Source organism: Mesorhizobium sp. B283B1A (genome assembly GCF_020165735.1).
In the GTDB taxonomy this organism is placed as follows: domain Bacteria; phylum Pseudomonadota; class Alphaproteobacteria; order Rhizobiales; family Rhizobiaceae; genus Mesorhizobium; species Mesorhizobium opportunistum.
Window position 1 is genome coordinate 57,046 of record NZ_JAIUIQ010000019.1, and the last position, 22,512, is coordinate 79,557.

23 protein-coding genes and 2 pseudogenes are annotated in these 22,512 nt (G+C 62.2%); 19 read left to right on the forward strand and 6 right to left on the reverse strand.

Annotated elements, in window-relative coordinates:
- Positions 1 to 11: 11 nt before the first annotated feature.
- Together LB577_RS17885 and LB577_RS17890 are read left to right on the forward strand one after the other, a co-directional pair.
- Positions 12 to 1,427 carry an ATP-binding protein gene (locus tag LB577_RS17885; RefSeq protein WP_224687701.1) on the forward strand — a complete coding sequence of 472 codons (1,416 nt, stop codon included), beginning with the start codon at positions 12 to 14 and terminating at the stop codon, positions 1,425 to 1,427.
- 278 nt (positions 1,428 to 1,705) lie between these two features.
- Complete coding sequence (locus LB577_RS17890) at positions 1,706 to 2,728, forward strand: glycosyltransferase family 4 protein (protein WP_224687702.1); 1,023 nt, start codon at positions 1,706 to 1,708, stop codon at positions 2,726 to 2,728.
- A gap of 49 nt (positions 2,729 to 2,777) precedes the next feature.
- Here the strand turns inward: LB577_RS17890 and LB577_RS17895 are convergent, their stop codons facing one another.
- The 3 genes from LB577_RS17895 to LB577_RS17905 form a co-directional block, all read right to left on the reverse strand.
- A complete protein-coding gene (locus LB577_RS17895) occupies positions 2,778 to 3,137 on the reverse strand; it encodes a tRNA-binding protein (protein WP_224687703.1) in 360 nt (119 codons plus the stop codon).
- Between the two features lie 11 nt (positions 3,138 to 3,148).
- The gene (locus LB577_RS17900) at positions 3,149 to 3,649 is read right to left on the reverse strand and encodes a YbjN domain-containing protein (RefSeq protein ID WP_013893499.1); all 501 of its coding nucleotides are present in this window, start codon (positions 3,647 to 3,649) and stop codon (positions 3,149 to 3,151) included.
- A gap of 344 nt (positions 3,650 to 3,993) precedes the next feature.
- Complete coding sequence (locus LB577_RS17905) at positions 3,994 to 4,296, reverse strand: accessory factor UbiK family protein (RefSeq protein WP_224687704.1); 303 nt, start codon at positions 4,294 to 4,296, stop codon at positions 3,994 to 3,996.
- Between the two features lie 161 nt (positions 4,297 to 4,457).
- Between LB577_RS17905 and LB577_RS17910 the strand changes: the two genes are divergently transcribed.
- The 10 genes and pseudogenes from LB577_RS17910 (at position 4,458) to LB577_RS17955 (ending at position 11,574) form a co-directional block, all read left to right on the forward strand.
- A complete protein-coding gene (locus LB577_RS17910) occupies positions 4,458 to 4,619 on the forward strand; it encodes a hypothetical protein (RefSeq protein ID WP_411969289.1) in 162 nt (53 codons plus the stop codon).
- 122 nt (positions 4,620 to 4,741) lie between these two features.
- A complete protein-coding gene (locus LB577_RS17915) occupies positions 4,742 to 4,981 on the forward strand; it encodes a BrnA antitoxin family protein (RefSeq protein WP_224687705.1) in 240 nt (79 codons plus the stop codon).
- 138 nt (positions 4,982 to 5,119) lie between these two features.
- Positions 5,120 to 5,305, forward strand: a pseudogene (locus LB577_RS17920) (prolipoprotein diacylglyceryl transferase family protein); the annotation flags it as partial.
- Positions 5,306 to 5,364: 59 nt separating this feature from the next.
- Positions 5,365 to 6,453: a class I SAM-dependent methyltransferase gene (locus LB577_RS17925; protein ID WP_224687706.1), complete on the forward strand. Its 1,089-nt coding sequence runs from the start codon at positions 5,365 to 5,367 to the stop codon at positions 6,451 to 6,453.
- A gap of 103 nt (positions 6,454 to 6,556) precedes the next feature.
- Positions 6,557 to 7,351 (forward strand): peptidoglycan editing factor PgeF, encoded by a 795-nt coding sequence (pgeF, locus tag LB577_RS17930; RefSeq protein ID WP_224687707.1) that lies wholly within the window; start codon positions 6,557 to 6,559, stop codon positions 7,349 to 7,351.
- Positions 7,351 to 8,502, forward strand: a complete 1,152-nt coding sequence (locus tag LB577_RS17935; protein WP_023768824.1) for a M24 family metallopeptidase — start codon at positions 7,351 to 7,353, stop codon at positions 8,500 to 8,502. Before pgeF ends, LB577_RS17935 begins: the two co-directional genes overlap by 1 nt.
- 43 nt (positions 8,503 to 8,545) lie before the next feature.
- A complete protein-coding gene (locus LB577_RS17940) occupies positions 8,546 to 9,172 on the forward strand; it encodes a hypothetical protein (protein ID WP_224687708.1) in 627 nt (208 codons plus the stop codon).
- A gap of 156 nt (positions 9,173 to 9,328) precedes the next feature.
- On the forward strand, positions 9,329 to 10,264 hold the full coding sequence (locus LB577_RS17945) for a ribose-phosphate pyrophosphokinase (RefSeq protein ID WP_023768826.1): 936 nt from the start codon (positions 9,329 to 9,331) through the stop codon (positions 10,262 to 10,264).
- A 156-nt stretch (positions 10,265 to 10,420) separates the two neighbouring features.
- On the forward strand, positions 10,421 to 10,768 hold the full coding sequence (locus LB577_RS17950; protein WP_224687709.1) for an ADP-ribosylation/crystallin J1: 348 nt from the start codon (positions 10,421 to 10,423) through the stop codon (positions 10,766 to 10,768).
- Between the two features lie 156 nt (positions 10,769 to 10,924).
- A pseudogene (locus LB577_RS17955) lies at positions 10,925 to 11,574 on the forward strand (IS5 family transposase).
- On the opposite strand, the gene LB577_RS17960 reads toward LB577_RS17955, so the two are convergent.
- Both LB577_RS17960 and LB577_RS17965 read right to left on the reverse strand, forming a co-directional pair.
- Positions 11,564 to 12,379, reverse strand: coding sequence for a hypothetical protein (locus LB577_RS17960; protein WP_224687710.1), 816 nt, complete (start codon positions 12,377 to 12,379; stop codon positions 11,564 to 11,566). The pseudogene LB577_RS17955 and the gene LB577_RS17960 sit on opposite strands and share 11 nt — an antisense overlap.
- 177 nt (positions 12,380 to 12,556) lie before the next feature.
- Entirely contained in the window at positions 12,557 to 13,441 is an 885-nt protein-coding gene (locus LB577_RS17965) for an AraC family transcriptional regulator (protein ID WP_224687711.1), read from the reverse strand.
- 151 nt (positions 13,442 to 13,592) lie between these two features.
- On the opposite strand from LB577_RS17965, the gene LB577_RS17970 reads away from it, so the two are divergent.
- Positions 13,593 to 14,828, forward strand: a complete 1,236-nt coding sequence (locus tag LB577_RS17970) for an MFS transporter (RefSeq protein WP_031250357.1) — start codon at positions 13,593 to 13,595, stop codon at positions 14,826 to 14,828.
- Between the two features lie 70 nt (positions 14,829 to 14,898).
- Here LB577_RS17970 and LB577_RS17975 read toward each other — a convergent pair whose 3' ends face one another.
- Complete coding sequence (locus LB577_RS17975) at positions 14,899 to 15,756, reverse strand: alpha/beta fold hydrolase (RefSeq protein WP_224687712.1); 858 nt, start codon at positions 15,754 to 15,756, stop codon at positions 14,899 to 14,901.
- A gap of 148 nt (positions 15,757 to 15,904) precedes the next feature.
- Between LB577_RS17975 and LB577_RS17980 the strand changes: the two genes are divergently transcribed.
- The 6 genes from LB577_RS17980 to LB577_RS18005 all read left to right on the forward strand — a co-directional run bounded on the left by LB577_RS17980 (position 15,905) and on the right by LB577_RS18005 (position 22,430).
- The gene (locus LB577_RS17980) at positions 15,905 to 16,330 is read left to right on the forward strand and encodes a MarR family winged helix-turn-helix transcriptional regulator (RefSeq protein ID WP_224687713.1); all 426 of its coding nucleotides are present in this window, start codon (positions 15,905 to 15,907) and stop codon (positions 16,328 to 16,330) included.
- A 136-nt stretch (positions 16,331 to 16,466) separates the two neighbouring features.
- Positions 16,467 to 17,498 carry a glycosyltransferase gene (locus LB577_RS17985; protein WP_224687714.1) on the forward strand — a complete coding sequence of 344 codons (1,032 nt, stop codon included), beginning with the start codon at positions 16,467 to 16,469 and terminating at the stop codon, positions 17,496 to 17,498.
- Entirely contained in the window at positions 17,495 to 18,454 is a 960-nt protein-coding gene (locus LB577_RS17990) for a hypothetical protein (protein WP_224687715.1), read from the forward strand. The genes LB577_RS17985 and LB577_RS17990 overlap by 4 nt, the downstream gene beginning before the upstream one ends.
- Before the next feature lie 352 nt (positions 18,455 to 18,806).
- Positions 18,807 to 19,445: a 50S ribosomal protein L25/general stress protein Ctc gene (locus LB577_RS17995; RefSeq protein ID WP_023768833.1), complete on the forward strand. Its 639-nt coding sequence runs from the start codon at positions 18,807 to 18,809 to the stop codon at positions 19,443 to 19,445.
- A 23-nt stretch (positions 19,446 to 19,468) separates the two neighbouring features.
- Positions 19,469 to 20,227 carry an aminoacyl-tRNA hydrolase gene (pth, locus tag LB577_RS18000; protein ID WP_224687716.1) on the forward strand — a complete coding sequence of 253 codons (759 nt, stop codon included), beginning with the start codon at positions 19,469 to 19,471 and terminating at the stop codon, positions 20,225 to 20,227.
- A 328-nt stretch (positions 20,228 to 20,555) separates the two neighbouring features.
- Entirely contained in the window at positions 20,556 to 22,430 is a 1,875-nt protein-coding gene (locus LB577_RS18005) for a C1 family peptidase (protein WP_224687717.1), read from the forward strand.
- The last annotated feature ends 82 nt before the right edge of the window (positions 22,431 to 22,512 follow it).

The window sequence follows — 22,512 nt, forward strand, 5'->3', positions numbered from 1 at the left end:
GAAAAGAGCCAATGGCGACCACGGAACTGGAACAGCCGGAAAATGACGCCTTGAGCGCACGCGCCACGCGAACGCTTAAGACGGTGCCGCGCATCTGGAACCGGTTCTGGCGGCTCGTTTCGCTTTACATGCCCAAGCGGCTCTATGCGCGCTCGCTGATCATCGTCATTGCGCCGATGATCCTTCTGCAATCGGTCGTCGCCTTCGTCTTCATGGAGCGTCATTGGGCGACCGTGACGCAGCGCCTGTCGCAGGCCACCGTGCGCGACATCGCAGCCATCATCGATCTGATCGAGACCTATCCGCACGATGCCGACTACGCCAACATCATCCGCATCGCGCAGGACCGCATGCAGTTGAAGGTCGACCTCCTGCCGCCCGATCCCCTGCCGCCGCCCGGTCCGAAACCATTCTTCTCGATCCTCGACGATGTCCTCTCGTCCGAGATCACCCGCCAGATCAACCGCCCGTTCTGGATCGACACCGTCGGCAATTCCAACATCGTCGAAGTGCGCGTCCAGCTCGAGGGCAAGGTGCTGCGCGTCTTCGTGCGCCGCAGCCAGGCTTATGCCTCGAACACCCACATCTTCCTGATCTGGATGGTCGGCACCTCGCTGGTGCTGCTGATGATCGCCATCCCCTTCCTGCGCAACCAGATCCGGCCAATCCTGACGCTTGCCGAAGCGGCCGAGAGCTTCGGCAAGGGCCGGCCGATGCCGCGCGATTTCCGTCCGCGCGGCGCCGAGGAGGTTCGGCGTGCCGGCTTTGCCTTCATCCAGATGCGCGAGCGCATCGAGCGCCAGATCGAACAGCGAACCGCCATGCTGACCGGCGTCAGTCATGACCTGAGAACCATCCTCACCCGCTTCAAGCTGCAGCTGGCGCTGGCCGGCGGCAAGGCCGACACCAAGGCGGCCCTCAACCAGGACATCGACGACATGCAGTCGATGCTGGAAGGCTATCTCTCCTTTGCCCGCGGCGAAGCCTCGGAAGATCCGGGACGCTTCGACCTCGAAGCTTATTTCCAGAAGCTCGGCGAAGAAGCGGCCCTGCGCAAATGCAAACTGTCGACGACGCTTTCCGGCGATCCGACCGTGCATGTGCGGCCGAATGCCTTCGCCCGGCTGTTGTCCAACGTCATCGGCAATGCCTTCCGCTATGCCAAGACGGTGGAGGTCACCGCCGACCACGGACGTGGCTCCCTCGTCGTCACCGTCGACGATAACGGTCCCGGCATTCCGATCGACAGGCGCGAGGACGTGTTCAAGCCCTTCGTACGGCTTGACGAGGCCCGCAACCTCGATGCCAGCGGCACCGGGCTGGGCCTGTCGATCGCCCGCGACATTGCCCGCAGCCATGGCGGCGACATCACCCTCGACGACAGTCCGCTCGGCGGATTGCGGGCCGTGATCAAGGTTCCGGCCTGACCGCGGCGTGATCCCGGAAAGTAGAACCGGCTTTTCTCGGACAAACGGAAACCGTTTGTCCAGAGATCATGCCCAACCGGAAGGCTGCTTCATCCGCCCGTCATGAAATCATGATCAAGAGCACGCATGAAACGCGCGACTACACTTGATTCGTCCTTGCCGCCTCACTTCGATCCCGTACCCGCCAAGGTGCGCTGGAGCCAGGCGCGGGCGGCGGGCTGGTCGCCGTTCCGGCATCGTCTCAACGCAACCGCCGACCTTTCCAGCAAAGGGCCGCCATGCGCATCTTGATGGTCACCGACGCCTGGCGCCCGCAAATCAACGGCGTCGTCCACACGCTGGAGCGGCTCACCGAAACCCTGAAATCCTTCGACGTCGCGGTCGATTTCCTGACACCCAACATCTTCCGCACGCTGCCCTTGCCGACCTATCCCGACATCAGGCTGGCGTTGACCACGCCCGGCCACGTCGCGCGGCTGATCGATGCCTACAAGGCCGACCACATCCATATCGTCACCGAAGGGCCGCTCGGCATCATGGCGCGGCGCTATTGCCGCAATGCCGGCCGCCCGTTCACCACCAGCTACCACACGCGCTTTCCTGAATATCTCAGCGCCCGGCTGCCGGTGCCGGAAAGCTGGGCCTATCGCTGGCTTCGTGATTTCCACAATTCCGGCCAGGGCACGCTGGTCGCCACCCAGTCGCTCGCCGACGATCTCTCGGCGCGCGGCTTCAACAAGCTGCGGCCGTGGACGCGCGGCGTCGATACCGACCATTTCCGCCCGGACAAGCGCAAGGACCTCGGCTTTCCCGGCCCCGTCTTCCTCTGCGTCGGCCGCGTCGCCATCGAAAAGAACCTTTCCGCCTTTCTCGACCTCGACCTGCCAGGCAGCAAGGTGATCGTCGGCGAGGGACCGGAACTCACCAAGCTCAGGGCAAGGTACCCGCAGGCGCATTTCCTGGGCCACCGCCCCAATGACGAACTGGCCGAGATCTATGCCTCTGCCGACGTCTTCGTCTTCCCCAGCCGCACCGACACCTTCGGCAACGTCATCATCGAGGCGCTGGCCAGCGGCACGCCGGTGGCCGCCTATCCGGTGACCGGGCCGATCGACATCGTCGGCGACGGCTTTGGCGGCGCGGTCTCGAACGATTTGCGCGAGGCAGCGCTTGCCGCCCTCAACGTCGACCGCTCTCAGGCTCGCGAACGCGCCATGCGCTACAGCTGGAAGGCTTGCGCCGAAATGTTCCTCGATGCGGTCGAGGAAGCGCTGGGCAGAACGCGGAAGCTGGCCGCCTGACGAGGGCTGATCTGAAAACGCGGCGTGAAGGAACGCGGCGGTGGGTTCCCTAAAACAGCCGCCCGCCGTCCGGCACCTTGCGCTCGATGGCGCCGAGCACTACGGCGCCCTCCTCGTCGGGAAAACCCAGCGTCAGCACTTCCGACATGAACGGTCCGATCTGGCGCGGCGGGAAATTGACCACCGCGAACACCTGCCGGCCTACAAGCGCTTCCGGCGTATAGTATTTGGTGATCTGCGCCGACGACTTCTTGATGCCGATGTCGGGCCCGAAATCGATCTTCAGCTTGAAGGCCGGCTTGCGCGCTTCCGGAAACGGTTCGGCCTCGACGATCGTGCCGGCGCGGATGTCGACACGATCGAAATCGGCAAAACTGATCTCAGGTTTGCGCTCTTTGCTTGCACTCATTCGCGTACCGCTCAGGCGTTGCCATAGGTCTCGAACAATACGCCGGCCAGCGCATCCTTGGCCGAGGTTCCCGACCAGACCACGAACTGGAACGCCTGGAAATAGCATTCGCAGGCTTCCAGCGCCGAGGACAAGAGCACCTCGACCTGCTGGCTCGACGGTTCCACCCCGCCGGCCAAAAGCAGCGACTGGCGGAACATGATCGCGCCTTCCTGCTCCCAGAGATCGAAATGGCCGAACAGCATCTGCTCGTTGATCAGCGACAACAGCCGCATCACTTCCAGCGCGCGGGTCTCCGGCACCTTGATGTCGAAGGCGCAGGCCAGATGCAGCGCCTCGAAATCCTCCATCCAGGAGAAGGACACGTGATAGTCGGTCCAGCTGCCGGCAACCGAGATCGAGATTTCATCATCGCCGGCCCGTTCGAAGGACCAGTCGTTGTTGTGGGCCACCTGCTCGATAACATCCACCGGATGGATTTCGCGGGAGAATTCGAGTTCGAGAAGTTCCATGGAATGCTTCCTGTCGTTCTGAGGAGCGCCGCCACACGCTCCGCGGGAGGGCACACACAACGAACAATCTGATCTAGAACTCGGACGGCCAGGACTTTCTTCGCGCGAAAGACTGCTTCTCGACGCAAAGACCCCAGACCGGACCCCACCGCCCGGCCACATGACCCTGCTCCGAATCATGCAACAAATTCAGTCTATTGATCGGGAGTCGCGTGAACAGCCCAATTTTTCGCACTGCGGCATTCGCATGTGGAAAGGCGCTGTCACAAAGATTCATGCAATGCCGTTAAGCGATTCACGGCAAAGCGCTTTTCAGACTCGCACTATGTGGAAAAGTTTAACGATTATTTTTTTGCGCGAGGCTTTGCTGCCGCCGCCGGTGCGGCATCACCGGCCAGTTCGGCGAGCCTGGCTTCGAGCGATTCAATACGGGCGGCAAGCCGGGCATTCTCGTCCCGGGCCTTGGCGGCCATCTCGCGCGTGGCCTCGAATTCCTCGCGCTGCACCACGTCCATCGTGTTGAGGATGCGCTCGGCCTGCCCCTTGAAGGCGGTCTCGACCTCGCGCCGAACGCCTTGCGCGGCACCCGCGGCATCGGTCATCAGCTTGGCGAATTCATCGAGAATGCGGTTCGGTCCGGTCGACATGGCAAATCCTCGGTTGCTGAAATTGACGTAGTGGCGCGGCGCGCCGAATGCAAGAAGGTTGAGGGCTGGTGCGGCATCAAGTCGGATGCGATTTGATCTGAACTGATAAGCCAAGAGCTGTTACCATCATCATGGTAAGAGCATTTTGACGGGAGTCTTCTGTGTCCATTAATGCGGAATTGGACCGGCGCCTTGCCGCGCTGGACGCAGCGCTTGCCCAAGGCATCAGCGATGCCGACGCAGGGCGGGTCAAACCAGCCGAAGAGGTGTTTGACCGCCTCGAAGCCAAGTACAAGGCATTGCTGGTGAAATCGCCGAAGTAGCATCTGCGCCGGCAGGGACTCTCGAGCAGTTCCTTCTATACGAAATGGCGCCAAGTCGCCTACTGTGATGTTTTCTTCGCGACTTACGTCGAGCATGAGTCGCTTTCAGTCAGGGTCAATCGATGGCAACGCCCCCGCGCCGACCGACAAATCCGATGGCAGCCGCCGAAGCTGCCTTCAAACCGGTGAAGAAGCCGGCACCGCCAATTCGCGAAGCTTCGGCCGCGCCCAATGTCCGCGAGCTTGTCTCGATCCGGATCGACCGAGCCGTGCTCGATCATTTCCAGGAAGATGGCCCCGGCTGGCAGGACAGGATCAACGACGCGTTGCGGCAGTTGGTGGCCGCCAAGCCTCAGGATTGAGCGCACCACCTGCACGGCGCGATTGGCCTGCAACGGGTGATCCGATCCGGCAATTGACGCCGACCACCTTGCCTTGACCCTGCCAAAACCCTGCCGCATGGTCCGCGCCCAAACGCGTTCGCAACCGAGAGCTCCCCGTTGAACGAATATTTCCTGCTGCCGCTGGCCTCGCTGCCGTTTCCCAACATCAACCCGATCCTCATCCAGATCGGTCCGCTGGCGGTGCACTGGTACGGCGTCGGCTACATCGTCGGCATCCTGTTCGCCTGGTTGTATGCCAAGCGGCTCGCCGCCAACCCGAAGCTGTGGCCCGACGGCATCCTGGCCGGCATCTGGGCGATGGCAACCGCCAAGCCGGAGACGCAAGCAGAGCAGCAGGCGACATGACGCGGCTGAAGACCCGCATCGTCGACCTGATCGAGGCGACGGGCCCGATCCCCGTCAACGAATACATGGCGCTGTGCCTGTTCGACCCCACGGACGGCTACTACACGACGCGCGAGCCCTTCGGCGTCGCCGGCGACTTCATCACCGCGCCGGAGATCAGCCAGATGTTCGGCGAACTCGTCGCCGTCTGGTTCTACCAGGCCTGGGCTGCGATCGGCCGGCCGATACCGGTCACCGTCGCCGAGATCGGTCCTGGCCGTGGCACGCTGATGAAGGACATGCTGCGCACCTTGTCACGGCTCGAACCTGACCTGGCCAACGGCGCAGCCTTCGCCATGATCGAGACCAGCCCGCGCCTGGCCGAGATCCAGAAACAGACGCTTGGCGCGACGCCCTTCGCGGTTGGCTGGCACGAAACAATCGACACGCTGCCGCGGCAGCCTCTGCTGATCGTCGGCAACGAATTGTTCGACGCCGTGCCCATCCGCCAGTTCGTCCGGGCCGGCGCCAGCTGGTGCGAGCGCATGGTCGGTCTCGACGACAAGGACGAACTTTGCTTCTTCGCCGGCGCCGGCTCGGTCGACCCGACGCTGCTCCCCGCCGACGCCGGCGACGCACCGCAAGGTGCGATCGTCGAAGTGGCGCCGGCCCGCTCTGCCCTGATGGCAGCCATCGCCGAGCGCATATCCAGTCATGGCGGCGTCGGGCTGTTCCCTGACTACGGCCATCTGCGGCCGGGTATCGGCGACACGCTGCAGGCCCTGCGCAAGCACAATCACGAAGACGTGCTGGCCAATCCCGGCGAAGCCGACCTCACCTCCCATGTCGATTTCGCCGCCCTTGCCGCAATCGTGCGCGCACATGGCCTCGACGCCTATCTGTCGAGACAGGGCGATTTCCTGCTCGGCATGGGCATTCTCGAGCGCGCCGGCCGGCTTGGCGCCGATGCCGGCCAGGCGGCGCGCGACAAGATTGCCAGCGATGTCGAACGCCTCGCCGGCCCGAAGGCGATGGGCGATCTGTTCAAGGTGCTTGCCATCGTCCCGCGTGGCGTGGCCGTTCGCCCCTTTGCCACGGCGGATTGACTTTTCACCGTTACCCCTCCCAATCTCGCGTCCGGCAAAAGAGCGGTGGAACCGCCGGCTGCTTTTTCTTGACGAAACCGCCCACACGGACAACAACGCCCGCATGCTGAATCAGACCAAACCGGATCCCGTTCGGTCGCCGCTGCTGGACAAGGCGCAGGCACAGGGCATCCGCCATGGCTATTTCACCCGCATAGGCGGCGTCTCGACCGGCATCTACCAGGGCCTCAACATCGGCACCGGGTCGGATGACGACCAGGCGCTGGTGGCCGAGAACCGCCGCCGTGTCGCCGCCTGGATGGGTGTGCCGCCGAACCATCTGTTGACCGCCTGGCAGGTCCATTCGCCCGACGTCATTGTCGCCAGGGAACCCTTTGCCGGCGAACGGCCCAAGGCCGACGCCATCGTCACCGACCGGCCGGGTATCGCCATCGGCGCCTCGACCGCCGATTGCGGCCCAGTACTCTTCGCCGATATGGAAGCGCGCGTCATCGGCGCGGCGCATGCCGGCTGGAAAGGCGCTTTCACGGGCGTGCTCGAAAATACCATCACCGCCATGGAAGGCCTCGGCGCCCGGCGCGAAAACATCATAGCCGTGCTCGGCCCCTCGATCGGCCCCGAAAACTACGAGGTCGGACCGGAATTCGTCGCTCGCTTCGTCGAGGCCGATGCGGAAAACACCGGCTATTTCGCGCCTTCGGCACATGCCGGCCATGCCATGTTCGATCTCAACCGCTATACGGTCGACCGGCTGGCCAGGGCCGGCGTAAAGGCTGAGGGCCTCGGCCGCTGCACCTATGCCGAGGAAGATCTGTTCTACTCCTACCGGCGCACCACGCACCGCAAGGAGCCCGATTACGGCCGGCAGGTTTCGGCCATCGTTTTGGAGAAGGAATAATGGCGCTGCATTTTGAACGATCGGAATTTGACGCGCGGCGCGACCGGCTGATGATCGAGATGGCCGAAAAGAAGCTCGACGCCATGCTGCTGTTCGCGCAGGAAAGCATGTACTGGCTGACCGGCTACGACACGTTTGGCTTCTGTTTCTTCCAGTGCCTGGTGGTGAAGGCCGACGGCTCGATGGTGCTTTTGACCCGCTCGGCCGACCTGCGCCAGGCACGCCAGACCTCCATCATCGACAACATCGTGCTGTGGACCGACCGCGACGGCGCCAATCCGGCGGTCGACCTGCGCAATCTGCTCAACGATCTCGACCTGCTCGGCGCCCGCATCGGCGTCGAATACGACACCCACGGCCTGACCGCCTTCAATGGCCGGCGGCTCGACGAGCAATTGCAGACCTTCGGCCAGATCGCCGATGCATCCGGCATCGTCGGCCGGCTGCGCCTGTTCAAGAGCCCGGCCGAGGTCGCCAAGGCCGAGAAGGCCGCCAACCTCTCCGACGACGCGCTGGACGCGGCCTTGCCGCTGATCAAGCAGGGTGGCGACGAAGCCCTGATCCTGGCTGCCATGCAAGGCGCGATCTTTGCCGGCGGCGGCGACTATCCGGCCAACGAGTTCATCATCGGCTCCGGTATCGACGCACTGCTTTGCCGCTACAAGGCCGGTCGCCGCAAGCTCACAAAGAACGACCAGCTGACGCTGGAATGGGCCGGCGTCTTTCATCATTACCATGCGCCGATGATGCGCACGGTGCTGACCGGCAAGGTCTCGAAGCGCCATCAGGAACTGTTCGACGCGGCCCGCGCGGCCCTTCTTGCCGTCGAAAAGGCAATGACACCGGGCAACAGTTTCGGTGACGTGTTCGATGCCCACGCCCGCACCATGGAAGCGCATGGCCTGACCAAGCATCGGCTGAACGCCTGCGGCTACTCGGTCGGTGCCCGCTTCACCCCGTCCTGGATGGACATGCCGATGTTCTACCAGGGCAACCCCGAGCCGATCGCGCCGAACATGACGCTGTTCGCCCACATGATCATCATGGATTCCGAGGCGGAGACGGCAATGACGCTTGGCCGCACCTATCTGACCACCGAATCCCAGCCGAAGCCGCTGTCCCGCCATGATCTCGACTTGATCGTACAGTGAATCCATAATGGGAGGCGTTCTTCGCCAAGGAGTTAGAAGGCAAATGAGACGATCGCATGTGACGACCGTGTCATTGCTTGTGGCATTGGCTCTTGCCGCCTGCACCAACGCAAAGGACGTTCTCGAACCTTCCGCCATCACCCCGCCGGCGGCCTCGGCGCCGGGAGCGCAAGGCGCGGCCACTGTTCCCGCGCCGTCATCGACGGCCACCACCACCGCCGGCGCTCCTGCGACCACCACGGCCGGCGCAACCGCGCCGCTCACGTCGGCCCAAAGCGCTGCCATCCTGTCGAAGACACGCCTGCAGATCGCGCCGATCGTCGGCGCTTCGGTGGAAGCCGCCACGCCGCTGACGGCCGAACTGCAGACGCGGGCCAAGCAGCGTGGCATCACGCTGGCCGGCAGCCAGGATCAGACCGCAACCCATGTGCTCAAGGGCTATTTCTCGGCGATCTCCGAAGGCAAGGACACCACCGTCATCTATGTCTGGGATGTCTACGACCCGGCCGGCAACCGGCTGCACCGCATCAATGGCCAGATGAAAGCGCCTTCGGTCAATTCCGGCGGCAGCGCCGACGCCTGGAAAGCGGTGGCGCCGGCCACCATGCAGGCGATCGCCGACCAGACGATCGACCAGTTCACGGCGTTTCTCGGCGGCAAGGCCGGCTGAGGTGTTGCCCGCCAGTGATGAGCGTGAAGTTTTCCTAGGCTTAGCCGGCGGATTCCCCATCTCGGCGCTTGCAATACCGGCGCGGGCCGCTAAAAGCCCGGTTAAAAGGTGCAGGAGAGTCTGTCCGGGTTCTCCATCCTCCACCAGGAACGGTGCATGAAACTCTTCGCGGGCAATTCCAACAGGGTGCTGGCCGAAGCGGTCGCCCGCTATCTCAACATCCCGCTGGGCAAGGCCACGGTCAGGCGCTTCGCCGACCAGGAAATCTTCGTCGAAATCCAGGAAAACGTGCGTGGCGAGGATGTCTTCATCCTGCAGTCGACCTCGTTCCCGACCAACGATCACCTGATGGAACTGCTCATCATGATCGATGCCTTCATGCGTTCGTCGGCAAAACGCATTACGGCGGTCATCCCCTATTTCGGCTACGCCAGGCAGGACCGGCGCGCCTCCGGCCGCACTCCGATCTCGGCCAAGCTGGTCGCCAACATGATCACCCGCGCCGGCGTCGACCGCGTCTTGACCCTCGACCTGCATGCCGGCCAGATCCAGGGCTTCTTCGACATTCCGACCGACAACCTGTTTTCGGTGCCGGTGATGGCCCGCGATGTGAAGGCGAAATACAAGCAGCTCGGCAATGTCGTGGTGGTGTCGCCCGACATCGGCGGCGTGGTGCGGGCCCGCGCGCTGGCCAAGCGCTTCGACGCCCAACTCGCCATCGTCGACAAGCGCCGTGAGCGCCCGGGCGAATCGGAAGTCATGAACATCATCGGCGCGGTCGCCGGCAAGGACTGCCTGCTGATCGACGACATCGTCGATTCCGGCGGCACGCTGTGCAATGCCGCCGACGCGTTGCTGGCCAACGGCGCCACCAGCGTCACCGCCTACATCACCCATGGCGTGCTGTCGGGCGGAGCGGTAGCCCGCATCAGCGGCTCGAAGCTGCAGGAACTGGTGATCACCGATTCCATCCAGCCGACGCAGGCCGTGCTCGACGCACCCAACATCCGCGTCATCTCGATCGCCGACCTGATGGGCGAAGCCATCTCGCGTACCGCGACCGAGGAATCGGTATCGAGCCTTTTCGATTAGCACTACCGTGCACCGAACCATAAACGGTTTCAGCTTTCGATGGGGCTGCCCTCACACGGATCAAAGCTGTCGTTAGGCGCACCGCTCACCTAGGCCGTGAACTCACAAATGCGGTGGATGGTGGAAAGGTGACACGCCACCGGCTAACGTCGCACTATGAAGCCTGACACGATCACACTGTGGCGGCCGGTTGGCCCAGCCGAACTCGCGCTTATCCGCGAAAGCGGTATGCGTTCGTTCCCACCGCGCTTGCCGGATCAGCCGATTTTCTATCCCGTGCTGTCGGAAGACTATGCAATCAGGATCGCTCGTGATTGGAATGTGCCTCAAAGCGGTGCGGGTTTCGTCACGCGCTTTGAGGTGCGCCGTGACTTCCTGGAACAATACAACGCGCAGGAGGCAGGTGGCCGAGCGCTACGAGAATACTGGATACCCGCGGAAGAGCTTGAAACGTTTAACGCCGCGATCATCGGGCCTATCGAGGTGGTGAGAGAGTTCCACTGAGGCTTTCATATTGCGGCGAAGTCTGATTCAGACTTCGCATGAGCCGATATGATTTGACCGACTTCGAATGGCGCGCGATCAAGCCGCTGTTGCCCAACAAGTCGAGAGGAGTGCCCGCGCGTAGACGACCGACGCGTGCTGAATGGCATCTTCTGGGTGCTGCGATCGGGTGCGCCGTGGCGTGATTTGCCGGAGCGATACGGCCCGCGCACCACCTGCTATAATCGCTTCGTGCGATGGCGGAAAGCAGGTGTATGGGACCGTCTCATGGAGGCCGTCACCAAAGCCCACGACGGCACGGTGCAGATGATCGACACCTCCATCGTTCGCGTCCATCAGCAGGGAGCGACGGCAAAAAGGGGGATCGAGATCATTGTCTCGGTCGTTCCCGAGGCGGGCTGACAACCAAAATCCACGCTCTTGTCGACGCCCAAGGAAGGCCGATCAAGCTGACGCTCACGGCAGGCCAGATGAGTGACATCGCCTCCGCAGCGGACTTGATCAAGGAATTGCCGGAGGGTGCCATGCTACTCGCCGACAAGGGCTACGATGCCAACGCCTTGCGCAATGCTGTCACCGAACGAAAGGCATGGGCCAACATTCCGCCAAAGGCGAACCGCAAGGACGCGATCTGCTTCAGCCCCTTCCTCTACAAGGCGCGTAACCTCGTTGAACGCTTTTTCAATAAGGCCAAGCAATTCCGTCGTATCGCGACCCGATACGACAAGCTGGCTGAGAACTATCTTGCCGCCCTCAAACTCGTCGCAATCCGGATCTGGCTACGTGTTAATGAGTCTACGTCCTAGCTTTCTTCCCGTCTTCTTCTCGTTGGCGTTGACGCAGCCGCTTCACGTATCCTGCATCGACGATGCTCTTTAACGGCAAACCCAAAGCGGAATTCGCCAACGAGGCGTATGCGCTATCAGTCAGTTTGAAACTGCTCGGCATCGGGCCGTGATTCTCACTGCTATTTTCTTCGATCGAGGCGAAAAATGCCTTGAAAAAATCTGATAGCGATGGCCGCGACGCTTTCGTTCCTGCTGCCGTCAGCGGATCTGAAGGAAGTGCGATAGCGTTATTGGCGTCAGCTGCCAGCTCCCGTATGAAATCTCCCAGCGTTGGCCAGTATTTCAGATCGAATCGTCCACTTAAGCCATCGAACTCTTCGCGAACCCAGGAATTAAAGAGGTGGTTGTCTCGCGCCGCAGCCTCAATCACACCGCATACGTCGTAGTGTGTGTCAGTGTAGAATTGAGAACGGTTGTGAAGATCGGATCTCTCGTCAAAGAGACAGGCCAAACCCGCTGCCCTGGTAGCGATCTGCCGGTTTACTGCCTCAAGCCGCTCCTTTCCTTTGCGGGCCGCATCAAGTTTGTCCGGGTTCCAGAAGGCGGCAGCTGTCAAAAGAGCGCCAAAGAACGTCTCCAGCGCATAATACTGATCGTGCAGTTTCTCTTGGAGTTCATGGTAGACATCGATCAACTCCACCCTTCGCGATAGAAGACGTTCTGCGATGGCATTTTCACTCGGCAGTATTCGGTGCTCGACATTGTATTGTATTCCCTTGCGTAGGATTTTCTCGCAGATTTCGGTCGACTTTGCCAGGAGCATCATCTTTCCTCAGTAAGTTGGGTCGAACGCAGCATGAGGCTACCTCAAGCTGACAACCGTTGCGGCACCTGAGCAGAGAATTGTTTTCCACACTTCAGGTACCCGACACATGGACGTCGACCAAATATCGGTATGCGAGACGGCATATCTGAGGAAATAACGACAATTAGCTCAGTCCTAGAGCGCCGGGCTTTCCAGCCGAACCGGACCCCCAAGGCGACGAGCGACCTCCACGCTTTCGCGTGCGCCGCGCATATAGCCGCGCGGCGAGGTGCCGAGCATCCGCTTGAACATGGTGATGAAGGCCGGCACGCTGTCATAGCCCAGATCGAGCGCCACCCTGGTGATCGGCTCGCCATCGGCGAGCCTCGGCAGCGCGGCGAACAGGCAGGCCTGCTGGCGCCATGTCGACAGCGACAGGCCGGTCTGGCGCTGGAAGGCGCGGGTGAAGGAGCGGCGGCTCATGCCGGCGGCGTCGGCCCACTCGTCGATCGTCGCGTGCGGCGAGGGCGCGGCGACGAAGCGCCGGCAGAGCGCCGCCAGCCTCGGATCGGATGGGAACGGCAGCCCGAGCGGCCGCTCCGGCAAGGTCGGGATTTCGTGCAGCAGCAGGTTCATGATCAGCCCGCCGCGCCCTTCCAGCTCACCGCCCTGCGGCAGCTTCTCCGATTCCACGATCAGGCTGTGCATCAGGTCGGTGACGCCGACGACGCGCAACCCTTCGGGCAGTCCGGCGATCGCGCCCGGCATGACATAGACCGAGCGCATCGAGACATCGCCCAGCATTTCGACGGAATGCTCGGTGCCGGCCGGAATCCACATCGCATGGTCGGGCGGCACCATCCAGCGCCCGTGCCGCGTCGTCACCAGCACGACGCCGACCAGCGCATGGAGCAACTGGCTGCGGCTGTGGCGGTGCTGGGGCACGTGGTAACCGTCGGGATATTCGGTCGGCAACGCCACGGCCGGCCCGGCCACCTGCTCCAGCCACTGCCAGCGGCTTTCGTGCAATTTGCCGAGGTCGGTATTGCCGGCGCGAAAGATTTCCCTGCCATGCGGCATCTTGTATGGCCCACTCGCGAAACTATTGGACCAAACCACGAAAGAAGTCGCGCGGCAAGCAGCTTATAAGGCAACCGTCCCTAAGGCGGCCGCAGGAGCGTCCGTCAGATTGCCTGCGGGCGTGCCCGCCAAAAAGACCACGGAGCCTATCTTGACCGATACGACAGCCACCAGCGTCGCCTCCCCCGCGACGGCCGCTTCAGCCCAGGCGACGGCCTTCACCGTCATCCTGGCGGTGAGCCTGTGCCACTGCATCAACGACATCATGCAGTCGCTGCTATCGGCCATCTATCCGCTTCTGAAAGAGAATTACGGTCTCGATTTCTGGCAGATCGGCCTGCTGACCTTCACCTTCCAGGTGACGGCATCCCTGCTGCAGCCGATCATCGGCATGGTCACCGACAAGCGGCCGATGCCCTATTCCTTGCCCTACGGCATGGCCTCGTCGCTGATCGGCCTGGTCGTGCTGGCCTATGCCGGGCATTACTACCTGCTCCTGATCGGCGCCTCGCTGATCGGCATCGGTTCGGCCATCTTCCACCCGGAATCCTCGCGCATCGCCCGCTTCGCTTCCGGCGGCCGGTTCGGCCTGGCACAATCGCTGTTCCAGGTCGGCGGCAATTTCGGCCAGTCGATGGGCCCCTTGCTAGCGGCCTTCATCGTCGTGCCCTTCGGCCAGACCAGCATCTCCTGGTTCGCCGTCGGCTCGCTGATCGGCATCGTCATCCTGTGGCAGGTCGGCGGCTGGTACAGCCGCCTGCGCGCCGCGCAAGGCAATCGCAAGGCGGCAAGCTTCGTCTCGCCCTTCCCGCGCCGCAAGGTGATGAACGCGCTGATCGTGCTGACGCTGCTGGTGCTGAGCAAGAACGCCTATATCGCCAGCCTCGCCAGCTACTATACCTTCTATTCCATCCATAAGTTCGGCGTTTCGGTGCAGATGTCGCAGGTCATGCTGTTCCTGTTCCTCGGCGCCTCGGCGCTCGGCATCCTGCTCGGCGGCCCGTTCGGCGACCGCTATGGGCAAAAGGCGATGATCTGGTTCTCGATCGTCGGCGTGCTGCCGTTCACGCTGGCGCTCCCTTACGCCAATCTGGAATGGACGATGGTTCTGACGGTGCTGATCGGGCTGATCCTGTCCTCGGCCTTCTCCAACATCGTCGTCTTCGCCCAGGAACTTGTGCCCGGCCGCGTCGGCATGATCGCCGGCATCTTCTTCGGCTTCGCCTTCGGCATGGGCGGCATCGCGGCTGCCGTGCTCGGCGTCGTCGCCGACATGAAGGGCATCGATTTCGTCTTCCAGATCTGCTCGTATCTGCCGTTTCTTGGATTGCTGACCGTGTTCCTGCCCAACATGAAGGAAGCCAGGAAGGCACAGGCGGCCGCCTAGATCAGACCGGAAACCCACACAAGGAAAAGCACCCACCAGACGGCGGGTGCTTTTTTCGATCCGAACGGCCTTATGCCTTGAAGAAGGCCAGCAGGTCGGCGTTGATGACGTCCGCATGGGTTGTCGCCATGCCATGCGGAAAACCCTTGTAGACCTTGAGCTCGCCCTTCTTGAGCAGCTTGATCGACAGCAGCGCCGAGTCGGCGATCGGCACGATCTGGTCGTCGTCGCCATGCATGACCAGCACCGGCACGTCGATTGCCTTCAGATCCTCGGTGAAGTCGGTTTCCGAAAAGGCCTTGATGCAATCGTAATGCGCCTTGGTGCCGCCCATCATGCCCTGGCGCCACCAATTGTCGATGATGCCTTGCGACACCTCTGCACCCGGACGGTTGAAGCCGTAGAACGGGCCGGCCGGAACATCGCGGAAGAACTGGGCGCGGTTGGCGGCCTGGGCGGCGCGGAAACCGTCGAACACCTCGATCGGCAGGCCGCCGGGATTGGCTGATGTCTTGAGCATGATCGGCGGCACCGCGCCGATCAGCACCGCCTTGGCGACGCGCCCGCCGGCACCGTACTGCGCCACATAACGCGCCACTTCGCCGCCCCCGGTCGAATGGCCGACATGAATGGCGTCCTTGAGGTCGAGATGCGCGACAAGTGCCGCGACGTCGGCGGCGTAAGTGTCCATCTCGTTGCCGACATCGGTCTGCGTCGAACGGCCGTGACCACGCCGGTCATGGGCGATGACGCGGTAGCCCTGCGCCAGGAAGAACAGCATCTGGGCGTCCCAATCATCGCTGCTCAACGGCCAGCCGTGATGGAAGACGATGGGCTGACCGGTTCCCCAGTCCTTGTAGTAGATCTGCGTGCCATCCTTGGTGGTGAACGTGCCGCTGCCCGAGCCAGACTTTGTCTGCGAAGCCATCTCAAATCTCCTTTAATTGTTATCGCGATAAACAATGTCGCGACTTCGATACCGCTAACGCAACTCGAAGGCCTTGTCTATAAAAATATGTATCGCGATATCATTTTTCGTGGTATGCATCTCGTGATTAATCGGCAAGGAATGCGTCGTGCCTCTCCCGTTGGACAATCAGCTCTGCTTCACGCTCTATGCCACCTCGATGGCAATCAACCGCACCTACAAGCCGATGCTGGACGAGATGGGGATCACCTATCCGCAATATCTGGTGCTCAACGCGCTTGGAGAGGCCGACGGCATGTCGGTCGGCATCATCGCCCTCCGGCTCGCTCTGGAATCGAGCACCATCACACCGTTGGTGAAGCGCATGGAGCAGGCGGGGCTGGTCACCCGCCAGCGCAGCCAGACCGACGAGCGCCAGGTGCAGGTCGACCTGACATCGGCCGGACGCTCGCTGCTCGTCCAGTGCAACTGCCTGAACGAAACCCTGGTCGAGCGCTCGGGCATGACGCTGGCCGAGCTGGACGCCCTGAACCGGCAGATCCAAGCGTTGCGTGACGCGTTGATCAGCGAATAGGACGGCAGGTTCGTCTTCTTGTGTTCAGGCTCGCACGGGACGAAACTGGAACAGCCGATTCATGCGGAATGACCTATAGGCTTTCTATTCTACTATAGGGTATTGCGCGAGCAAATTTGGGGAAAAAGGTGGGTAAATGGGTATCAACAACCCCAAAATAAGTGGCTTCGTCATAACCTACAACAGCGGGAAAATTCTCAAGACCTGCTTGCGTTCTTTGCGCTTTGTCGATGAGCTCATTGTCGTCGACAAATCGTCCACTGACGGCACCGCGGCTGTCGCGGCAGCCTTTGCCGATAAAGTTATTTCCGTACCGTGGTCGCCATTGCCCACCGAGACGCGGTTTGTCGCCTACGATGCATGTTCGCACGACTTCATCCTTTATCTGGATCACGACGAATGCCTCAGCGTCGAAGCCATTCGCTGGGTCAGGGAAAATGCCGGCTCCCACCCGGCTGGCGTGTTTCGCATCCCCAAGCGTGAATACATTATGGGACGCCACGATGATGATGCGTATTACTGGCCGTCCTACAATGTGCGCGCCTTTCGCCGCGGCGCGGCGGAATTCGTTTCGACGCTGCATGAAGAGGTCGGACGAATAACGGGCGAGATCTACGATGTCCCGCATGATGGAGGCGTGTGCATCCACAATTTGTCGCATCGCGACGCGCATCAGTGGATCGAAAAAACCAATCGCTATACGAGCGAGCGAGACAGGGTCTCGTTCTTCGACGCCAGCACCCCTTTGGAGACTTTCGCGCAAAAGCGCATAGCTTACTGGCTAGCCCAATCCAGGTCGCGGTCGGACTATGTCGTCGCCACCGCGTTGCTGCGGGCAGTCTACGATATAGTGGACCGGGTAAAGCTATGGGAAGCGCAGGACGGCCTGGATGGCGACGCGGCATTTGCCGCCGTCTGCTCGGAATTGGAGGCAACCTACGACATTGCCGACCGAGCGAAGCTCTGGGAGACCCGCGGCGGCCCTGAGGGAGAGGCGATATTCGCCGCCGTCCGTAAGGAGATGGAAGCATTTCACAACCCGTTGAGGTCCGACCGCCGTCAAACGTCCGCCCAAGCCGCTAGACCGACAGTTCGACCGAAGCCGCCATCCCACCTCGAGAAGACGTTGAAAAAGATCCGTTCGCACTTGACGGGAAGAAGGCGTTGACGCTGGAAAACGGTGCGCCTGGATTCGACATGCACGCTCCCCCGCTTCGTGTTTTGACCCTTCTGGTGCGTCACGGGACCCAGAAGTATCCGACCGCATGGCAGGACTTGCGAGCTATGTTCGCCCACCAGTTGCCGGACGTCGCGCATCGCATGCTCGTGATCGACAATTCGCTGCCGGTCGGTCATGGCTCCGATCTCGACCGCGAGGTCGAACTGATCGGCGCGTCGAACGTCGATTGGGAGTTCTCGGCGTGGGACTGTGGCATCAATCATATCGGTGCCAAACTTCATGACTACGATCTGGTTCACTTGGCCACTTCGGCCTTCGCGGCATCCACACCTGACCATCTCAAGTTGATTGATCGCGGTTCGTTACGGTCGCTGCTTGGCTTACAAGGGGCGCTGGGCCGCATTGATTTTCACGACGAGGCTATCTCGATTTTCGGAATCGCTTCGCAGGCATGGCTCCGCAGTTCGTTCATCTTGATGCGCCCACGACAACTCAGCAGCCTGGGATCTTTGGTAAGCGTCGGCAGGAACACCCCGATTTTCAGCGGGAACCCCCGGCAGCCCTTCCGTGAAGACGCGCCGATCTCGCAAGGATGTCAGCGGTTTTTGCTGCGTTGGCTCACCGGCGACGGAGGCAGCAAATGGACTGTCTGGCATTCCAGGTTCGATCTTACGCCTGAAACGCTGCCGTTTTTCGAGAGCAAGGCCCGGGCCATTCTCAATGAGCATATGCTCACCAACCGGTTGCTGGCCAATGGATGCGCGCCTGTCGACATGACATGGCTGGCGCTGAAGGTTCGGGCAGCAAGCACGGAACCCGGCAATTATGTTCCGGACTGGGATATTCCGGACTGGCGCGTGCAGATCACCTCCCGAGCACGACCCAAACGCACTTTGACCCAGAAGCTCCGCCGCCAGTGGCTTAAGCTCATGTCGCGGCAGTAGTGCTACCATCGGCTGTTGCCCGAGGCTCGGGCACGGCGCTGGCTGAGCTTGACGCCCTGAACCGGCAGATCCAGGCGCTGCGTGAGGCGTCGATCCGCGATCAGAACCAGGCGGGCTGGCGACTGCCCAGCCCCGGCTTGCACGCCTGCCCGCCTTCGGCTATAGAGCCGCCACCCGCGTAGACACCCTTGGAGGCAACGCGGCGGAAGGCTGCCTTCCCCTTGTGATCCCGAACAAAGGTCCGCGTGAGCGGCTGCCGGCATTCGGAAATCCAGGACTGGCGGCTTTCGACGTTTACGGCTTGGGCATATTGCCCGCCGCAAACGCTCCATAACACGCGAAAGGAAAAGCCATGAGCCACGATACTTACGAGCTCAAGGCCGAAGCGCGCGAACAGGTCGGTAAGGGGTCCGCCCGTGCAGTTCGCCGCAACGGTAAAGTGCCTGCAGTAATCTATGGTGATAAGCAGCCTCCCCTGGCGATCGCTCTCACCTACAAGGACATCTACTACAAGATCCATGGCGGCGGGTTCCTGACCACGATCGCCACGATCGATGTCGACGGCAAGAAGATCCAGGTCCTGCCGAAGGACTTCCAGCTCGACCCGGTCAAGGATTTCCCTGTCCATGTCGACTTCCTGCGCATCGGCAAGGACACCGAGGTCAATGTCGACGTGCCTGTCCACTTCATCAATGAGGACAAGTCGCCCGGCATCAAGCGCGGCGGCGTGCTCAACATCGTGCGGCACGAAGTCGAGTTCCACTGCCCGGCCAATGCGATCCCGGAGTTCATCACCATCGATCTCACCGGCACCAACATCGGCGATTCGATCCACATCTCGGCGGTCAAGCTGCCGGCCGGCGTCAAGCCGGTGATCTCCGACCGCGACTTCACCGTCGCAACCATTGCCGGTTCGTCGGCGATGAAGCCGGAGACGGAAGAGACGGTCGAGGTTGCACCGGAAGCGGCTCCGGCCGCCGAAGAGAAGTAACTCTTTCACGCCTGGAGCTGACGATGCCAGAGAAGACAGCGCTTGTCTTTGCAGGCCTCGGCAATCCGGGCGCGAAATACGCTGACAACCGGCACAATGTCGGGTTCATGGCGGCGGACGCAATCGCCCGCCGCCATTCCTTCTCGCCTTGGGCGAAGAAATTCCAGGGCCTGATCGCCGAGGGCACACTCGGCGGCGAAAAGATCATCCTGATCAAACCGCAGACCTTCATGAACCTGTCCGGCCAGTCGGTCGGCGAATTGCTGCGCTTCTACAAGCTTGGCCCCGAGGCACTCACCGTCTTCTACGACGAGATCGACCTTGCAGCGGGCAAGGTTCGGGTCAAGGTCGGTGGCGGCTCCGGCGGCCACAATGGCATCCGCTCGCTCGACCAGCATGTCGGTAAGGACTTCCGCCGTGTTCGCATCGGCGTCGGCCATCCCGGCGTCAAGGAGATGGTGCATGGCCATGTCCTCGGTGACTTCGCCAAGGCCGACCGCGAATGGCTGGACGTTCTGCTCGACACCATAGCCGACGATGCCGGCTTGCTGGCCAAGGGCGACGACAATTCCTTCATGAATCGGGTGACGCTCGCCTTGCGCGACAAGCTCGTGCCGACCGGCGACGATGACCGCCCGCCGCCCAAGGCCCCCAAGGTGCAAGGCCCTAAGGCCCAGAGCCACATCCGCCAGGCGCGCCCGCAGCAGGCACCGGCCAAGCTACCGGAAAGTGGCCCGATGGCCGCCATGCTGAAAAAGCTGTTCGGCAAAAACGACGGCTGAAACGGCTGCCGCCGGGCGATCATTCCCGGAGCGAACGAACGCCGGCTGACAATTTCAGACCGCCACGGCTGATGCATCCCTGACCACGCGATCGCCTGCATAGAGCTGCCTGAATTTGTCTGGATTTGCCCCGCGGAAGCAGCGAGCACGGCCTCAAGCTTGCCGACCGATGCGGCTTGGGCCGCCGATGCGCCGTCAGCATATCCAATAGTGAAATCCCTCACAGACCATGACCCTGCCGAAGGTCATGGATGCAAAGTGTGGTTGTCGCATGCCTTTCGGCTTTGCCGGGCAGTCGCACGTTTTCACCGACACGAGGGAACTGTTCATGGCCCGAACTCCTTTGACGTTCTCTGCGCTGAGCAGCGCCCTGGCAACCAACAATGCCAGATGGCGGGCGGCCGAAACCCCGATCTCGCTGATGGACCCCAAAAAACGCCTCCAGATGCTGGGCGCCATTCCCAGCGATGAAGCCATCGCCCTGCTCGCGGCGGCACGCAACCAGCCGCCGTCGCTTGCCGCGGCGCCGGGGTTTGCGCCCGCCGTCGACTGGCGCAACAAGAACGGCAATCATATTACCCCGGTCAAGAACCAGGGCGGATGTGGCTCCTGCGTCTCGTTTGGTTCCGTCGGCCTTATCGAGGCGATGTCGCATATCGAGACCGGCCGCTGGTTCGACCTGTCGGAAGCCGACTCGCATTTCTGCTCATCGCACGGCGCCAATTGCGGCGGCTGGTGGCCCGACCAGTGCCTCGACCAGATCAAGGGACGCGGCGTCTGCGACGAAGCCGGCTTCCCCTACCCGTCGGCATTCCCCAACAACGATATCTGGAGCGGCCCGCCTGCCTGCCACGCCGCGCCGAACCGTCCGGCGCGCATCAGCAAGCTGACGGCCGTGCACAAGCTGGTGGATGCGAACGCGATCAAGAACCACCTCAGCAGCGTCGGTCCGGTCGCCGGCTGCTTCACCGTCTACAATGACTTCTTCAATTATTCCGGCGGCATCTACCACCACGTCACCGGCGATGTCGCCGGCGGCCACTGCGTTCTCGTCATCGGCTATTCCGAGGCGGAGCAGTGCTGGATCGTCAAGAACTCGTGGGACACGACCTGGGGCATCGGCGGCTTTGGCAAGATCAGCTATGACGACTTCAAGTATGACGGCCAGTTGTACCCGATGTACGGTGCAACCGGCATCATCCTGCCATCGTCCGGCTGGCAGCCGTTGGGCGGCAAGCTCACCACCGAAGCCGTCGCCGGCAACAACAAAGATGGCCGCATCGAGGTTTTCGCGCGCGGCACCGACAACGCGCTCTGGCACATCTGGCAGACTGCGCCCAACAATGGCTGGGGCGGCTGGGCATCGCTGGGCGGCATCATCACCAGCACCCCGGCCGTCATCGGCAATGCCGACGGCCGGCTTGAGGCGTTCGCCAGGGGAGCCGATGGCGCCCTGTGGCACATCTGGCAGACCGCGCCCAGCAGCGGCTGGAGCGGCTGGGCTTCGCTAGGCGGCGGCATCACCAGCGACCCCAGTGCGGTGCGCAATGTCGACGGACGGGTAGAAGTCTTCGCCAGGGGCAATGACGGCGGCCTCTGGCACATCTGGCAAGGCGGCCCGCAACGGGGCTGGAGCGGCTGGGCTTCGCTCGGCGTCCAGATATCGGGCAATCCGGTAGCTTCCAACAACAAGGACGGCCGCATCGAGGTCTTCGCCCGTGCCAACAACGGGGCAGTGGTGCATCTCTGGCAGACAGCCCCCAACAATGGCTGGAGTTCATGGGCCTCGCTGGGTGGCATTTTGACCAGCGACCTTGCCGTTGGCCAGAACAAGGACGGCCGCCTCGAAGTGTTCGGGCGCGGCACCGACAATGCGCTCTGGTACATCTGGCAGACCGCGCCCAATAATGGCTGGAGCGGCTGGGCATCGCTGGGCGGCATCATCACCAGCGCGCCGGCGCTCGGCCACAATGCCGACGGGCGCATGGAAATCTTCGCTCGTGGCACTGACGGGGCCTGCTGGCACATCTGGCAGACCGCGCCGAGCAATGGCTGGAGCGGCTGGGCATCGCTGGGTGGCGGCATCGTCGGCGACACCGCGATCGTCAACAACAAGGACGGCCGTATGGAAGTCTTCGTGCGCGGCACGGATCTCGCCCTATATCATCGTTGGCAGACGGCTCCCAGCAACGGCTGGAACTGAGGCGACGGTGATGGGATCGGAAGGGGGGGGGGCGGCGGGCGCGGCGCCCCGCCCCCCCCCCCCCCCGTCGCCACAAAGGAAG

Excerpts from the sequence above, each read along its gene's own strand:
- LB577_RS17885 (WP_224687701.1), top strand. The coding sequence starts at position 12 with ATGGCGACCACGGAACTGGAACAGCCGGAAAATGACGCCTTGAGCGCA.
- LB577_RS17890 (WP_224687702.1), top strand. The coding sequence starts at position 1,706 with ATGCGCATCTTGATGGTCACCGACGCCTGGCGCCCGCAAATCAACGGC.
- LB577_RS17895 (WP_224687703.1), bottom strand. The coding sequence starts at position 3,137 with ATGAGTGCAAGCAAAGAGCGCAAACCTGAGATCAGTTTTGCCGATTTC.
- LB577_RS17900 (WP_013893499.1), bottom strand. The coding sequence starts at position 3,649 with ATGGAACTTCTCGAACTCGAATTCTCCCGCGAAATCCATCCGGTGGAT.
- LB577_RS17905 (WP_224687704.1), bottom strand. The coding sequence starts at position 4,296 with ATGTCGACCGGACCGAACCGCATTCTCGATGAATTCGCCAAGCTGATG.
- LB577_RS17915 (WP_224687705.1), top strand. The coding sequence starts at position 4,742 with ATGGCAACGCCCCCGCGCCGACCGACAAATCCGATGGCAGCCGCCGAA.
- LB577_RS17925 (WP_224687706.1), top strand. The coding sequence starts at position 5,365 with ATGACGCGGCTGAAGACCCGCATCGTCGACCTGATCGAGGCGACGGGC.
- pgeF (WP_224687707.1), top strand. The coding sequence starts at position 6,557 with ATGCTGAATCAGACCAAACCGGATCCCGTTCGGTCGCCGCTGCTGGAC.
- LB577_RS17935 (WP_023768824.1), top strand. The coding sequence starts at position 7,351 with ATGGCGCTGCATTTTGAACGATCGGAATTTGACGCGCGGCGCGACCGG.
- LB577_RS17940 (WP_224687708.1), top strand. The coding sequence starts at position 8,546 with ATGAGACGATCGCATGTGACGACCGTGTCATTGCTTGTGGCATTGGCT.
- LB577_RS17945 (WP_023768826.1), top strand. The coding sequence starts at position 9,329 with ATGAAACTCTTCGCGGGCAATTCCAACAGGGTGCTGGCCGAAGCGGTC.
- LB577_RS17950 (WP_224687709.1), top strand. The coding sequence starts at position 10,421 with ATGAAGCCTGACACGATCACACTGTGGCGGCCGGTTGGCCCAGCCGAA.
- LB577_RS17960 (WP_224687710.1), bottom strand. The coding sequence starts at position 12,379 with ATGCTCCTGGCAAAGTCGACCGAAATCTGCGAGAAAATCCTACGCAAG.
- LB577_RS17965 (WP_224687711.1), bottom strand. The coding sequence starts at position 13,441 with ATGCCGCATGGCAGGGAAATCTTTCGCGCCGGCAATACCGACCTCGGC.
- LB577_RS17975 (WP_224687712.1), bottom strand. The coding sequence starts at position 15,756 with ATGGCTTCGCAGACAAAGTCTGGCTCGGGCAGCGGCACGTTCACCACC.
- LB577_RS17985 (WP_224687714.1), top strand. The coding sequence starts at position 16,467 with ATGGGTATCAACAACCCCAAAATAAGTGGCTTCGTCATAACCTACAAC.
- LB577_RS17995 (WP_023768833.1), top strand. The coding sequence starts at position 18,807 with ATGAGCCACGATACTTACGAGCTCAAGGCCGAAGCGCGCGAACAGGTC.
- pth (WP_224687716.1), top strand. The coding sequence starts at position 19,469 with ATGCCAGAGAAGACAGCGCTTGTCTTTGCAGGCCTCGGCAATCCGGGC.
- LB577_RS18005 (WP_224687717.1), top strand. The coding sequence starts at position 20,556 with ATGGCCCGAACTCCTTTGACGTTCTCTGCGCTGAGCAGCGCCCTGGCA.